Source organism: Bacillus sp. RZ2MS9, from assembly GCF_001816185.2.
Classification (GTDB): domain Bacteria; phylum Bacillota; class Bacilli; order Bacillales; family Bacillaceae_G; genus Bacillus_A; species Bacillus_A cereus.
On sequence record NZ_CP049978.1, the window covers coordinates 1,071,286 to 1,084,475 of the forward strand.

Genomic DNA, 13,190 nt, shown 5'->3' on the forward strand with positions numbered 1-13,190 from the left:
ACTAATAAGGCTTGTCTAAGGAAAGGAATGAAGTGATTTGGAAACTTTACCATGGTGGGTGTATCTTGTAATTGTTGGGATTGTACTAAGTGGCTACATGGTTTTATATACTTCGAAAAAAGAGCAAGATATGGATAATGAGTTTATCGAAAAAGAAGGCGAAGTATATATGAAGCGCTTAGAAGAAGAGCGTGAGAAACGTAATCAGGATAGTGATAAGGATTCTGTATTGCTTTAATAGAAATTTTGAAAGGTTACCACTTAGTAGAAATTATTGCCGAGGTGGTAGCTTTTTTCTTTTGAGGGAGCGGTATATGGTTCATCCACAATCTAGATAGTAGAAGATAAGGAAAGATACTATTTTTTCCTTAAGCTGAGAAGTTAACAATTTATTGTTAGCTTCTTTTCTTTTTGATTAAAATTTTCTTTTAAGGACTACATAAATCCCTTTGACCAAATATGTAATTCTTTGTAAAATCTTATATATGGAAAGATTATGAATATACAGGAAATATATAGGTAGTAGATTTTAATAAATTATTCGGGGGAAATTTATTAGTTAAGTATATTAACTTGTTTGCACTACATTTTACAAATAAAGGGGTATTAGTAATCATGAAAGCAAAGAAATTAGTAAGTTTAGCGTTACCAGTTATGTTATTGAGTGGTTGTATTACAATTGAAACTGATGGTAAGAAAGCTGAACCAAAGAAAGAAGAAACGCAAAAGGTAGAGAAAGAGAATAAGACTTCTGAAAAAGAGAGTAAGTCAACTGATGGCAAGAAAGAGGATAGCTTATCTGTAGCGAAAGGTGAAGGTACAAACAGTAGTTCATCAAGTAGTCAACCAAGTTCTTCTTCAAATAATTCAACTTCTTCTAGTTCTTCAACTGGTAAGGTAACTGGTTCAGATGTTGAAAGGTACAAGGCAGATATCATAAATAGTGCTACTCAAATTGAAAATACAATGAAATTAATTGAAGGAATAGCAGATTCAGACGTAAAATCATACAAACAAAAGAAAAGTGAAGTACAACTGAGTTTAGGTGGAGCAAAGGCAACTGCAACGAAACTGAAGAATCTACAAGCGCCTCCTGAGTTACAGGGAGAACAGGCGAAGATAAAGCAGTCGATGGAACTGTATGCGGATTGTTTTCAACTTCTCTTTGATGCATTAGATCAAGAAGACGAAAGTAAAATGCATCAATCAGTAAGTAAAGCACAAGAAGGTTCGAAACTGTTTGAAGAGGTAGCGAAGAGTATCGGTAGTAAAACCAACTAAAAATAAAGTATTTAAAGGGGTATTTGTAAGTGCAGTTGGTGTAAGTGAAGAGTTAGGAATTAGTTATGGAAACACATTACAAATTTATCAAATGGACGATAATGTTCGTATTCGATATGTAAAACAATAAATAATTGGTGAAAAACTCTGTAATAAATTTTACAGGGTTTTTTGTTAGTTCTAGTTTATTTTTTTGTCTTCCTAAGCGCTAAGCATACTAGTATAAGTTGAGAAATGAACAAAACGATAATGATAGGCAGATGATGTAACTGTAACCATCTAAAGCCCAATTCATACACTATGATGGAGGCTTTTTACTTACTAATCGGATGAAAAAGGAGTGTAATCATGAAGAAACGTACTGTTAATGAAGCGGGAGGGAATGTGCCACAACCAATCCGCAGCGACGGAGCAGGTGCGATTGATTCTGGACCTCGTAATGTTATGCGGGATATTCAAAATCCGAATATGCTTGTTCCGCCTATAACCGATGCAGGGTTAGTTCCTAACTTGAAGTTTTCATTTTCGGACACTTCTATGATTTTGAAACAAGGCGGGTGGTCTCGGGAGATTACTGCTCGGGAACTACCGGTTTCGACGACGATTGCGGGAGTAAATATGAGTTTAACGGCCGGTGGAGTACGAGAACTACATTGGCATAAAGAAGCGGAATGGGCGTATATGCTTTTAGGACGGGCGCGCATAACGGCTGTTGATCAAAATGGACGTAATTTTATTGCTGATGTTGGACCAGGTGATCTTTGGTATTTTCCGCCTGGTATTCCGCATTCCATTCAAGGATTGGAACATTGTGAATTTCTACTCGTTTTCGATGATGGGCATTTTTCTGATTTATCTACTTTAGCTATTTCTGATTGGTTTGCGCATACGCCAAAAGAAGTGTTGTCGGCTAATTTCGGAGTACCTGAGAGTGCTTTTCGTTCTATCCTTTCAGATCAAGTTTATATTTATCAAGGAGAGGTGCCAGGTTCGCTTGAAAGTCAGGAAATTCAATCACCGAAAGGAGAAGTTCCTTTAACATTTAAACATGAAATGTTAAAACAAAAGCCGATTAAGACGCCTGGTGGTAGCGTTCGAATTGTAGATTCTACAAATTTCCCTATTTCCAAAACAATCGCAGCAGCGCTCGTTGAGGTTGAGCCTGGTGGAATGAGAGAACTTCATTGGCACCCGAATAATGATGAATGGCAATATTATTTGACAGGGGAAGCGAGAATGACTGTGTTTCTTGGAAATGGTACCGCTCGTACATTTGATTATAGAGCTGGCGATGTCGGATATGTACCGTTTGCGACGGGGCATTATATTCAAAATACAGGTACCGAAACATTATGGTTTTTAGAGATGTTCAGAAGTAATCGTTTTGAAGATGTATCGTTAAATCAATGGATGGCACTGACTCCTAAAGAAATAGTGGAGAGTAATATACATGTTGGCCCGCAAGTAATGGATTCCCTGCGTAAGGAGAAGAGGCCTGTTGTGAAATATCCGGGGTTTTCATATAGTCCGAAAAATGATGAGTAAAAATGAAAATTTGCGTTATTCTTTCTGGAGACTGATAAGAAGGGATGGCGTATTTTTTATGCCTAATCTAGTCTTAACTAGTATCTGTTCGTTGTATTATTGTTCGGGAAATTATTATAGAAGAAAAATATATGAAATCGACATACTACATAGCTTTATTTTCAGGTGTAACGCACAAGTTGCACAGCTAACGCAACGACAACTCGCTTTACTCTTCATTATGTATTTGTCCATACTAGACGTAGAGAGGTGATAAACACAGTATGATTTTTAGCGAACGTTTAAAAGAAGAACGAGAAAAACGAAATTGGTCACAAAATGATTTGGCTGAAAAACTTCATGTGAGTAGGTAATCTGTTTCGAAATGGGAGACGGGAAAGAACTATCCGAGCATTGAAATTATTATTCATTTAAGTGATCTGTTCGGTATTACAATTGATGAATTGCTAAGGGGTGATGAAGAATTGACGCAGAAAGTAATTGAAGATAGTAAGCAATTGGCGTATCCAAAATGGAAGGTGTTTTTTGATAGTCTATTTATGATAGGAGTATTTTTGTTTATTGCAAAAATCGTTGTATGGATGCTAAATAAGTTTGCTGGAGCAAGTATTACAATTGTAGCAGATGCGCAATATGTAATGAATCTTTTGCCCCTTGCATTCATGATTATAGGTGGTATGGGATCGGATAAGTTGAAGAAAATATATAGATAGAGGAAAGATTTGAAAGAAATCCCCTACACTAGCTGTTCTTTTCACTTAAATTGTGTACTATAAAGGATAGGATGACATAAAGAAGGGGATATAGAGAATGGAATTTCATGAACAGAAGATTTTGCCGGCAGTGAGGCAAATTAAAGATTTGGAAAAGCTATTACATAGTTCGTATGAATATATTGTTATTTTAGATATTCATGTCGGTCAATTGAAGAGTGTTATATCGCTTGCGAAGCAATATTGTAAAAAGGTGTTTTTACATGTGGATTTAATTCATGGTTTGCAGAGTGATGGGCATGCGACGGAATATTTATGTCAGGAGTTTAGACCGTACGGGTTACTTTCAACAAAGGCGAGCGTTATTATGAAGGCGAAGCAAAAAGGTGTTGTGGCAATACAACGCATCTTTTTAATCGATTCGAGTGCGATGGAGAAGAGCTGCAATCTTTTAGATAAGACGAAACCGGATTATATTGAGGTACTTCCTGGGGCATTAACGGATGTTATTGCTGAAGTGAAAGAGCGTACTGGTGTACCGATTTTAGCGGGTGGTTTTATTCGTACTGTAGAAGATGTGGAAAGAGCTTTAAACGCTGGTGCGACAGCAATTACGACATCAAAACGCGAACTATGGAAACATTACCAAAAAAAGTGACGAAAATGTGAATTTTTTCGTTGACACCGCTTTCATTTACAGTTAACATTATAGACAAGTTAATAAACGTGACGGAGAAAAGTAGAGATCCACATTTCATTGTTTCTATATAAATTTATATAGAAGCGTGCAAGCTGTGGGTCTTTTTCTTTTGACAAAAACGAATGGCCATTCATTTTACCTCTATCACATTTGGAAGCGTTTAAATTGATTGTGGAGGGATACTATGTCAGCATTTTTAGGAGAGTTAATAGGGACTGCGTTGTTAATCGTACTTGGTGGCGGCGTTTGTGCTGGTGTAAGTTTAAAGAAGTCGTTTGCGAAAGATTCTGGTTGGATTGTAATTACAATGGGCTGGGGCTTAGCGGTAGCGGTTGCAGCATATGCGGTTGGATCAATTAGTGGGGCACATTTGAATCCAGCTTTAACAATAGGATTAGCATTTAAGGGAGCGTTCCCATGGAGTGATGTACCAGGTTATATCGCAGCACAAATGATTGGGGCAATTATCGGGGCAGTTATCGTATATTTACATTACTTACCACACTGGAAAGAAACAGAAGATCCAGGAACAAAGTTAGGTGTATTTGCAACAGGTCCAGCAATTCCGAACACATTTGCAAACCTTTTAAGTGAAATGATTGGAACATTCGTTTTAGTATTTGGTATATTAGCAATTGGTGCAAATAAGTTTGCAGATGGATTAAATCCATTTATCGTAGGTTTCTTAATTGTAAGTATTGGTTTATCATTAGGTGGGACAACAGGATACGCAATTAACCCAGCACGTGATTTAGGTCCGCGTATCGCACACTTCTTCCTTCCGATTGCAGGAAAAGGCGGTTCAAACTGGAAGTATGCATGGATTCCAGTAGTTGGTCCAATTTTAGGTGGATCACTTGCAGGTTTATTCCATCAAGTTGTATTTGAAGGAAAACAAAATTCAGCACTTATTTATGTGATTATCGCAACTGTGATTGTACTAGCAATCTCTTATATGACAAGTAAAAAAAGTGGAAGCAATACAAATAGTAGAAAAGTAGCATAAGGGGGAAACCGATATGAAAAAATATATTCTTTCATTAGACCAAGGAACAACAAGCTCACGCGCAATTCTTTTCAATAAAAAAGGTGAAATTGTTCATTCAGCTCAAAAAGAGTTTACACAACATTTTCCAAAGCCGGGCTGGGTAGAGCATAATGCACAAGAAATTTGGGGATCTATTTTAGCAGTTATCGCAACTTGCTTAAGCGAAGCAGATGTAAAACCAGAACAAATCGCTGGTATCGGTATTACGAACCAACGTGAAACAACGGTTGTCTGGGATAAAACAACTAGTAAACCAATTTACAACGCAATCGTATGGCAATCTCGCCAAACAGCTGAAATTTGTGATGAGTTAAAAGAAAAAGGTTATAGCGAAATGGTTCGCGAAAAAACAGGTCTTTTAATTGATGCATACTTCTCTGGTACGAAAGTAAAATGGATTTTAGATAATGTTGAAGGTGCAAGAGAAAAAGCAGAAAACGGTGATCTATTATTCGGAACAATTGATTCGTGGCTTGTATGGAAACTATCTGGTGGTAAATCACACGTAACAGATTACTCAAACGCATCACGTACGTTAATGTTTAACATTCACGACTTACAGTGGGATGATGAGCTTCTAGAAATGTTAACAGTACCAAAGAGCATGCTTCCAGAAGTACGTCCATCATCTGAAATTTACGGAGAAACAATTGATTACCACTTCTTCGGTCAAAATGTACCGATTGCAGGTGTAGCTGGTGACCAACAAGCAGCATTATTTGGACAAGCTTGTTTCGGTGAAGGTATGGCGAAAAATACTTACGGAACTGGTTGCTTCATGTTAATGAACACAGGTGAAAAAGCAGTAGCTTCTGAGCATGGTCTATTAACAACAATTGCATGGGGAATAGATGGTAAAGTAAACTACGCATTAGAAGGAAGTATTTTCGTAGCAGGTTCTGCAATTCAGTGGTTACGTGACGGAATGCGTATGTTTAAAGATGCAAGTGAGAGTGAAGTGTATGCGAGTCGCGTTGAATCAACTGATGGTGTATACGTTGTACCAGCATTCGTTGGACTAGGAACACCTTATTGGGATAGTGAAGTACGCGGCGCTATGTTTGGTGTAACACGCGGTACGACGAAAGAGCACTTCATTCGTGCAACGCTAGAATCTTTAGCTTACCAAACGAAAGATGTATTATGCGCAATGGAAGCAGATTCAGGTATTGAACTGAAAACATTACGCGTTGATGGCGGAGCAGTTAAAAATAACTTCTTAATGAAGTTCCAAAGTGATATTTTAGATGTTCCTGTAGAGCGTCCAGTGATCAACGAAACAACGGCTCTAGGTGCAGCATACTTAGCTGGTCTTGCGGTTGGATATTGGAAAAACCAAGATGAAATTAAAGAACAGTGGCATATGGACAAACGCTTTGAACCAACGATGGAAGCGAAAACAAGCGAAGAGCTATATGCTGGATGGAAAAAAGCAATTGAAGCAACAAAAGCTTTCAAATAATCATAAACAGTGTTATAATGGTGACAAGTTAATAATTCGGTAGGAGATTTGGAGAGACCACAACGCGCTATAGAGGCGAAATCTATAGCGGAGTTTGTGGTCTCTTTTTTCGTTATCAAAGGGAGGAATTACCATGAAATTTTCAAGTAAACAACGTAAAGACGTATTAAACGGAGTAAATAAACAAGAGTTAGATGTGATCGTAATTGGTGGAGGTATTACTGGTTCTGGTATTGCATTAGATGGAGCAACACGCGGGTTATCAACAATTGTGTTTGAAATGCAGGACTTTGCAGCAGGTACATCAAGTCGTTCAACGAAACTTGTACACGGTGGTCTACGTTATTTAAAACAACTTGAAGTGAAAATGGTAGCAGAGGTGGGTAAAGAGCGTGCGATTGTATATGAGAACGGTCCCCATGTAACAACACCAGAGTGGATGTTACTTCCGTTCCATACAGGCGGTACGTTCGGATCATTTAGTACATCAATTGGTCTTCGTGTATACGACTTCTTAGCAGGTGTAAAACGAAGCGAGCGCAGAAAGATGTTTAACCGTGAAGAAACATTAAACAAAGAGCCTCTTGTAAAAAAAGAAGGATTAAAAGGCGGCGGTTACTACGTAGAATATCGTACAGATGATGCGCGTCTTACAATTGAAGTAATGAAAGAAGCAATTGAGCACGGCGCAAAAGCTGTTAACTATGCAAAAGTAGACAGTTTCTTATATAAAGATGGAAAAGTATGCGGTGTACGTGTAATCGATTTACTAGACGGAGAAGTATACGAAGTTTACGGTAAGAAAATTGTAAACGCAGCTGGCCCTTGGGTAGATACACTTCGTGAAAAAGATAACTCGAAAAAAGGAAAAGTACTTCAGTTATCAAAAGGTGTTCACTTAGTAATTGACCAAAAACGTTTCCCATTAGGTCAAGCGATTTACTTCGATACACCAGATAAACGTATGGTGTTCGCGATTCCTCGCGGCGGAAAAACTTATGTAGGTACAACAGATACGTTCTACGATAAAGACGCAGCTGTACCACAAATGACAACAGAAGATCGCACCTACATCATTAATGCGATTAACTACATGTTCCCAAGCGTGAAAATTACAGAGAAAGACATTGAATCAAGCTGGGCTGGTGTACGTCCGTTAATTTATGAAGAAGGTAAGAGTGCATCTGAAATTTCTCGTAAAGATGAAATTTGGACTTCTGAATCTGGTTTAATTACAATCGCAGGTGGTAAATTAACAGGATACCGCAAAATGGCTGAAATGGTAGTAGACTACGTAACGAACTTACTACAAAAAGAAGGTCATAGCGCATATCCGAAGAGCGACACGAAACATATGCCAATCTCTGGTGGACATGTAGATGGTTCACACGGATTCCCAGCATTCGTTGCGAAAAAAGCTGGCGAAGGTACGAAATATGGTTTAACAACAGCACAAGCAGAAGAATTCGCGAAATTCTACGGTTCTAACGTTGACGTACTATTTGACTTAGCGAAAAAACATAAAGACGAAGCGAAAGAATACAACATGCCGCTTGACGTTCTAATCCCACTTGTATACGCAATGGATTATGAAATGACAGCAAAACCAGTTGACTTCTTCGTACGCCGCAGAGGCGCTGTATTCTTCAACATCCACTGGGTATACGAGTGGAAAGAAGCAGTAATCAACTACATGGCTGCGAAACTAGGCTGGAGCAAAGAAGAACAAATGAAATATACAGCAGAACTAGAAAAAGCATTAACAGACGCTGTAATTCCTGTAGATCAACAAGAACAGGCAGCTGCGTTAGCATAAAATAGAGAACCACCTGAAGGGGAGCCTTTAGGTGGTTTTTTTATGGAATATTATTCTAACTATATTGCATAACGACATATGTTGTTATACGATGTATATAAGGTGGTGGTATTGTTGGACAAAGAAATCTTGAAGGGAAGTATAGATATTTTATTACTTTCTATCATTGCAAAACGTGATACATATGGATATGAAATAGCTCAAAGTTTAAAGGATGCAAGTGAAGATTTGTATAGTATGGGGCAGGGAACGTTGTATCCTGCTTTAAAGAGATTAGAGAAAAAGGACTTTCTTGAATCTTATTGGAATGAATCTGAGAATGGGATGAAAAGGAAATTCTATACTATTACAGATAAAGGGAAAAAAGAATTGCAGAAGAAAGTTAATTCTTGGGAGAGTGTAACAGCATTAATTCAAGCTTGTCAGAAAGGAGTTATTTATGAGTGAATTTGATGAGTATATTAAGTCTATTTTAGCCTATTCAGAACTTAGTGATATTGAACAGGATGAGTTATTTCTAGAAATGTATGATCACTTGAACAGCTTGAAAGAAGAATATATGGAACAAGGTATGAATGAAAAAGAAGCGATTTATAAAGCAATTCAAAGTTTTGGAGAATCAAAAGTTATTGGCGTAGAGATTAATAAATCGGTATACGAAGTTCCTAGACCGTTAAAGGTATTATCAAAAATTTTATGTATTCCTTATATAATCATTTGTTTTATTGTCTTTTTAGGAACGTTTATTTCAACTTCTACATTTGACTCTGTTCGCAGTTTGACAGGTGGGACTGTCTATCATCCCATTGAATTTTGGCAGCAATTTTTACATATATCTGATTTAGAAACGTTATTACAACTTTTTGGAATAACACTTTGGCAAGTTAAAGATTTTATTGCACATCCAGGTCCTTGGGGAAACTCAACTTATTGGTTAAGTGTTTTACAACATATAATATTAGTAGTTCCATTCGGATTTTTCGTTCCAGTGCTGATTAATAAAGTGACTAACTATAAGAAAGCTCGTAAGTGGTATGTTATGACCTTTCTTGTTTGGGAGATATTACATTTACTAACTTTGTCTGATGTTTTTGATGTGTGGCGGATTGCTATAAATATGCTCGGTGCGTCGGTAGGATATCTTTTATTTATAAGCATGATACAAATAGATAATAAATTTAGGATAATGCGCAAGAAGATATTTGAAAATTAGCTTGCTATTCTGTAGTTTAAATTATACAAATTTAGTTTGATGGTAATAGAGTATTGCTGAAAACATAGGTGCTATATAGTGAGAGGATTTTTTATATTCGTAATAGGTGTTGTTCCTTGTTTACTCATACTGTTATGAAGCGGGTACATAATCCGTCTTTATTGGTGCTATAAATGATGAGAGCGGCACAGCTGAACTTGAAAAAGTCTAGCTGCGTTAGCGTAAAATAGAGAACTACCTGAAGGGGAGCCCTTTAGGTAGTTTTTCTCTTGACTAAAAATAAATAAAATGTGTTACAATGATGATAGAGTATGTAGTGTGAATTTTGCATAAAATAAAAAAGACAGAAGCCTGAGAAACTTCTGCCTTGTGTAACCTAACTTGCTATTGTGGTGGTAGTAGGTGCGGTTATAAGACAATTACATTAACGTTTTAGCCGAGAACCGCCCTTACCTTTTCCACGAAGCAGGGTGGTTCTCGCTTTTTTGTATACAGAAATTAGCCACGGACCGACGTATCTTCTACCGATGACAACGCCAGCTCCGGTTAGGATACCATACACTAATTTAATTATAAACATCGCGATTATATTATCACCTCCCCCCTTTTTTCAAAATGGAAGAGATGATTGCCACACCTACTAGTTATAGCTTATTAAGTTACATTTTAATTGTATTATGTTTTAAAATAGGGAACAAGATATATGGATGAAAATTCCTAGTTTTAAATGGTGGTTGTGTAAATTGTAGTTTATCATGTATAACCTGTTTATGAGTTTCCTACAAGTTAAGGTTTTCATGCAATTGCGTTATGTATAGAAGTTTAAATACTACACTTGTATGAAGAATGTATTAGTTTTGATATTATCGATTCATCTTTGTATGGCCATGATATATTAGCTTCTTTAAGTGAGTGTTAGAAAGAAGGGGGACTCGATTAAATCGGTTCTCTTTTTAATTTAGCGATGAGGGGAATCTTGATGATATAAAACTAAGACAAAATTCTTATTGTAAACTTAAAGAGCGCCTTGGGAGAAAGACGCTCTTTAGGTGAATGCATTGTAACGACTATTCGGCTTATTATATGTAATTTACTGAGGAAGTGCTTTATAAATAATGTGATTGCCGATCGTATTTTTTTATACATTTATAAAACTTTTCCATACAGTGAGTCGTCTAATATATGGGAAGGAGGAAATGATGTGGATGAATTAACGATAGAAGCGTTTGAAATAGAAGATAAGGAGGACCTTATCGACGAAATAATGAACAAGTATGGACAAGAAGTCCTGCAGCTTGTGTATTCGTATGTGAATAATAAAGAGGTTGCGGAGGATTTAACGCAAGATATATTCGTGAAATGCTATAAATCTCTTCATACATATAAAGGGAATTCGAATTTGAAAACATGGTTATGGAGAATTGCAATCAATCAATGTAAGGACTATTTAAAAAGTTGGTATAACAAAAAAGTTATCGTGACAGAGGATGACTTTACGTATATGGAGAGTCAAAAAGAAAGTGTCGAACAAACAGTTATTCAAAATGCTGAGGATAGTAGGTTGGCTTCTGCGGTAATGAATTTACCGATAAAATATCGAGAAGTCATTTATCTATTTTATTATGAGGAATTATCAATTAAAGAGATTGCTATGGTAATAGACGTAAAGGAAAATACGATAAAAACGAGACTGAAAAAAGCGAAGGAACTTTTGAAGAAAGGATTGGAGGGATAATCAAATGGAAGATCGATTAAAAGGCTTGCGAAAATCAATGGAGAACACAACGTTTAAACATTTGAGTTTTTCTGATCAGCACCAGAAGCAGGTGCGCGAAAAAATTAAGCAATCGTCCGAAAAGGAAGAAGATATCCTTTTAGCAGTGTTACAACTTCTTATGAATGAAAAAACGGGTTATGAATTGATGCAGTTGCTAAGAGGGAGAGGGATTCAAAAATTCGAAGGTGGTGAAGGGTCTCTATACACTTTATTACATCGTCTAGAACAAAATCGCTTTATCCAATCTAGCTGGGATCACGCGGGAGCTAAATATTATCAATTAAATGATAAAGGAAATAAAATGCTGCGAAAGGCAGAGAAGAATGCTACGAAGGCACGATTTATATTAAAAGGATTAGTACAGGAGTGAGAAAAAATTGAGCAAAAAAGGGGAGCGTTTTTTAAAAGAAGTTACGAACCATATTAAATCAAAAGAAGCAAAGGACTTGGTGGCAACAGAACTAGACTTTCACTTGAAACAGACGAAGAATATGTGGATAGAGAAAGGCTTAAGTGAGGAAGTTGCTGAAGATAAGGCTGTTGAACAAATGGGAAGTCCAATTAAGCTTGGCCAGGAACTTAATAAACTACATAAGCCAAAGGTTGATTGGTTCTTAATTGGTTTATTAGTGGCTGCGATGGGGCTAGGATTTTTGCCAGTTATAGCGCTTGGACATGCTGACTTATTAATGAATAAGGTGATATTTGTAATTCTCGGTGTTACAACAGCGATTGGGATGATGCTATTTGATTATCGGAAGTTAGAGAGACTCGGGTGGCTGTTTTATACAATTGGTGTACTTATCTTGTTAATGATAAAGTGTTTTCCGACTGCTTTTTTGAATGGTGAGCCATTAATGAAAATTGGTTCCATCATAATTGACTGTCTAATGACAATACCATTCTTCCTTCTAGCCTGGGCTTCTTTTTTCAATAACAGTAGATTAAAGTTTATACATCTTCTCATGTTGTATTTATTTTCTTTATATTTATTTCTAACTACATCAACTCTTTTACCACTGTTCATCTATATCACGATGGTATTTGTTATGCTTTGGTGGAGTAAGCTAGGAAAGAAAACGGCCTGGCTCATTACAATGTTACCGATTTGTTTCTTTATTATTAGGGATTTATTTTCCTGGTCTGCCGTAAAAGAATACCGGATAGCTAGAATTTTAGGGTTTTTAAACCCAGAGCATGATCAATGGTATTTACGTTTAAAAGAGGCAATGGCATCGGCAGGTTGGTTTGGTACATATGGAAATATAAAGTCTATCCCTGCTACTCATACTGATTTTGTATTTGCAAGTTTGACTTACTATTATGGATATGTGCTTGCGCTAGTTCTTGTCTTGATTTTGTCTCTTTTTGCAGTAAGAATAATGAATATAGCTTATAAAATAAATGATGGTTATGGTAAATTACTCCTCGTTGGTGGAGTAACTCTTTTTGTATTCCATTTCGTTTATAACGTTGGCATGATTCTTGGGATATTACCACGTGTCTCTATATCATTACCCTTTATTAGTTACGGCTTGATACCAACTCTATTTCACGCATTTATAATGGGAATCGTGCTAAGTGTATATCGACGTAAAGATATTCCTTTTAGAATGAGAAAAACACCTTGATGAT

The 13,190-nt window shown here is 36.7% G+C and carries 12 protein-coding genes and 1 pseudogene; all 13 read left to right on the top strand.

The genetic code is table 11. The annotated features are described in order from the left end of the window. The first annotated feature begins 37 nt into the window (after positions 1 to 37). The 13 genes and pseudogenes from BHV55_RS05565 (at position 38) to BHV55_RS05625 (ending at position 13,186) form a co-directional block, all read left to right on the top strand. Complete coding sequence (locus BHV55_RS05565; protein ID WP_000449223.1) at positions 38 to 238, top strand: sporulation YhaL family protein; 201 nt, start codon at positions 38 to 40, stop codon at positions 236 to 238. 377 nt (positions 239 to 615) lie between these two features. Next, a complete protein-coding gene (locus tag BHV55_RS05570) occupies positions 616 to 1,281 on the top strand; it encodes a DUF7018 domain-containing (lipo)protein (protein ID WP_070757241.1) in 666 nt (221 codons plus the stop codon). A 348-nt stretch (positions 1,282 to 1,629) separates the two neighbouring features. Beyond that, positions 1,630 to 2,826 carry an oxalate decarboxylase family bicupin gene (locus tag BHV55_RS05575; protein WP_070757240.1) on the top strand — a complete coding sequence of 399 codons (1,197 nt, stop codon included), beginning with the start codon at positions 1,630 to 1,632 and terminating at the stop codon, positions 2,824 to 2,826. A gap of 263 nt (positions 2,827 to 3,089) precedes the next feature. After that, a pseudogene (locus tag BHV55_RS05580) lies at positions 3,090 to 3,539 on the top strand (helix-turn-helix domain-containing protein). Positions 3,540 to 3,636: 97 nt separating this feature from the next. Beyond that, entirely contained in the window at positions 3,637 to 4,197 is a 561-nt protein-coding gene (gene glpP / locus BHV55_RS05585) for a glycerol uptake operon antiterminator GlpP (RefSeq protein WP_000394285.1), read from the top strand. Positions 4,198 to 4,423: 226 nt separating this feature from the next. Then, positions 4,424 to 5,245 carry a glycerol uptake facilitator protein GlpF gene (gene glpF, locus BHV55_RS05590; RefSeq protein ID WP_001272195.1) on the top strand — a complete coding sequence of 274 codons (822 nt, stop codon included), beginning with the start codon at positions 4,424 to 4,426 and terminating at the stop codon, positions 5,243 to 5,245. Positions 5,246 to 5,258: 13 nt separating this feature from the next. Beyond that, positions 5,259 to 6,749 carry a glycerol kinase GlpK gene (glpK, locus tag BHV55_RS05595; protein WP_000760015.1) on the top strand — a complete coding sequence of 497 codons (1,491 nt, stop codon included), beginning with the start codon at positions 5,259 to 5,261 and terminating at the stop codon, positions 6,747 to 6,749. Positions 6,750 to 6,882: 133 nt separating this feature from the next. Further along, positions 6,883 to 8,565 carry an aerobic glycerol-3-phosphate dehydrogenase gene (glpD, locus tag BHV55_RS05600; protein WP_000672831.1) on the top strand — a complete coding sequence of 561 codons (1,683 nt, stop codon included), beginning with the start codon at positions 6,883 to 6,885 and terminating at the stop codon, positions 8,563 to 8,565. Between the two features lie 114 nt (positions 8,566 to 8,679). After that, entirely contained in the window at positions 8,680 to 9,012 is a 333-nt protein-coding gene (locus BHV55_RS05605; protein WP_030023716.1) for a PadR family transcriptional regulator, read from the top strand. Further along, complete coding sequence (locus tag BHV55_RS05610; RefSeq protein ID WP_001288383.1) at positions 9,005 to 9,778, top strand: VanZ family protein; 774 nt, start codon at positions 9,005 to 9,007, stop codon at positions 9,776 to 9,778. Before BHV55_RS05605 ends, BHV55_RS05610 begins: the two co-directional genes overlap by 8 nt. A 1,201-nt stretch (positions 9,779 to 10,979) precedes the next feature. Then, a complete protein-coding gene (locus BHV55_RS05615) occupies positions 10,980 to 11,513 on the top strand; it encodes a sigma-70 family RNA polymerase sigma factor (protein ID WP_048568207.1) in 534 nt (177 codons plus the stop codon). 4 nt (positions 11,514 to 11,517) lie between these two features. Beyond that, a complete protein-coding gene (locus BHV55_RS05620; RefSeq protein ID WP_000390151.1) occupies positions 11,518 to 11,925 on the top strand; it encodes a PadR family transcriptional regulator in 408 nt (135 codons plus the stop codon). Between the two features lie 7 nt (positions 11,926 to 11,932). Next, entirely contained in the window at positions 11,933 to 13,186 is a 1,254-nt protein-coding gene (locus tag BHV55_RS05625; RefSeq protein WP_070757239.1) for an FtsW/RodA/SpoVE family cell cycle protein, read from the top strand. The last annotated feature ends 4 nt before the right edge of the window (positions 13,187 to 13,190 follow it).

What these genes read in the sequence shown, in the direction of transcription:
- BHV55_RS05570 (WP_070757241.1), top strand. Translation starts at nt 616, where the DNA reads ATGAAAGCAAAGAAATTAGTAAGTTTAGCGTTACCAGTTATGTTATTG.
- BHV55_RS05575 (WP_070757240.1), top strand. Translation starts at nt 1,630, where the DNA reads ATGAAGAAACGTACTGTTAATGAAGCGGGAGGGAATGTGCCACAACCA.
- glpP (WP_000394285.1), top strand. Translation starts at nt 3,637, where the DNA reads ATGGAATTTCATGAACAGAAGATTTTGCCGGCAGTGAGGCAAATTAAA.
- glpF (WP_001272195.1), top strand. Translation starts at nt 4,424, where the DNA reads ATGTCAGCATTTTTAGGAGAGTTAATAGGGACTGCGTTGTTAATCGTA.
- glpK (WP_000760015.1), top strand. Translation starts at nt 5,259, where the DNA reads ATGAAAAAATATATTCTTTCATTAGACCAAGGAACAACAAGCTCACGC.
- glpD (WP_000672831.1), top strand. Translation starts at nt 6,883, where the DNA reads ATGAAATTTTCAAGTAAACAACGTAAAGACGTATTAAACGGAGTAAAT.
- BHV55_RS05610 (WP_001288383.1), top strand. Translation starts at nt 9,005, where the DNA reads ATGAGTGAATTTGATGAGTATATTAAGTCTATTTTAGCCTATTCAGAA.
- BHV55_RS05620 (WP_000390151.1), top strand. Translation starts at nt 11,518, where the DNA reads ATGGAAGATCGATTAAAAGGCTTGCGAAAATCAATGGAGAACACAACG.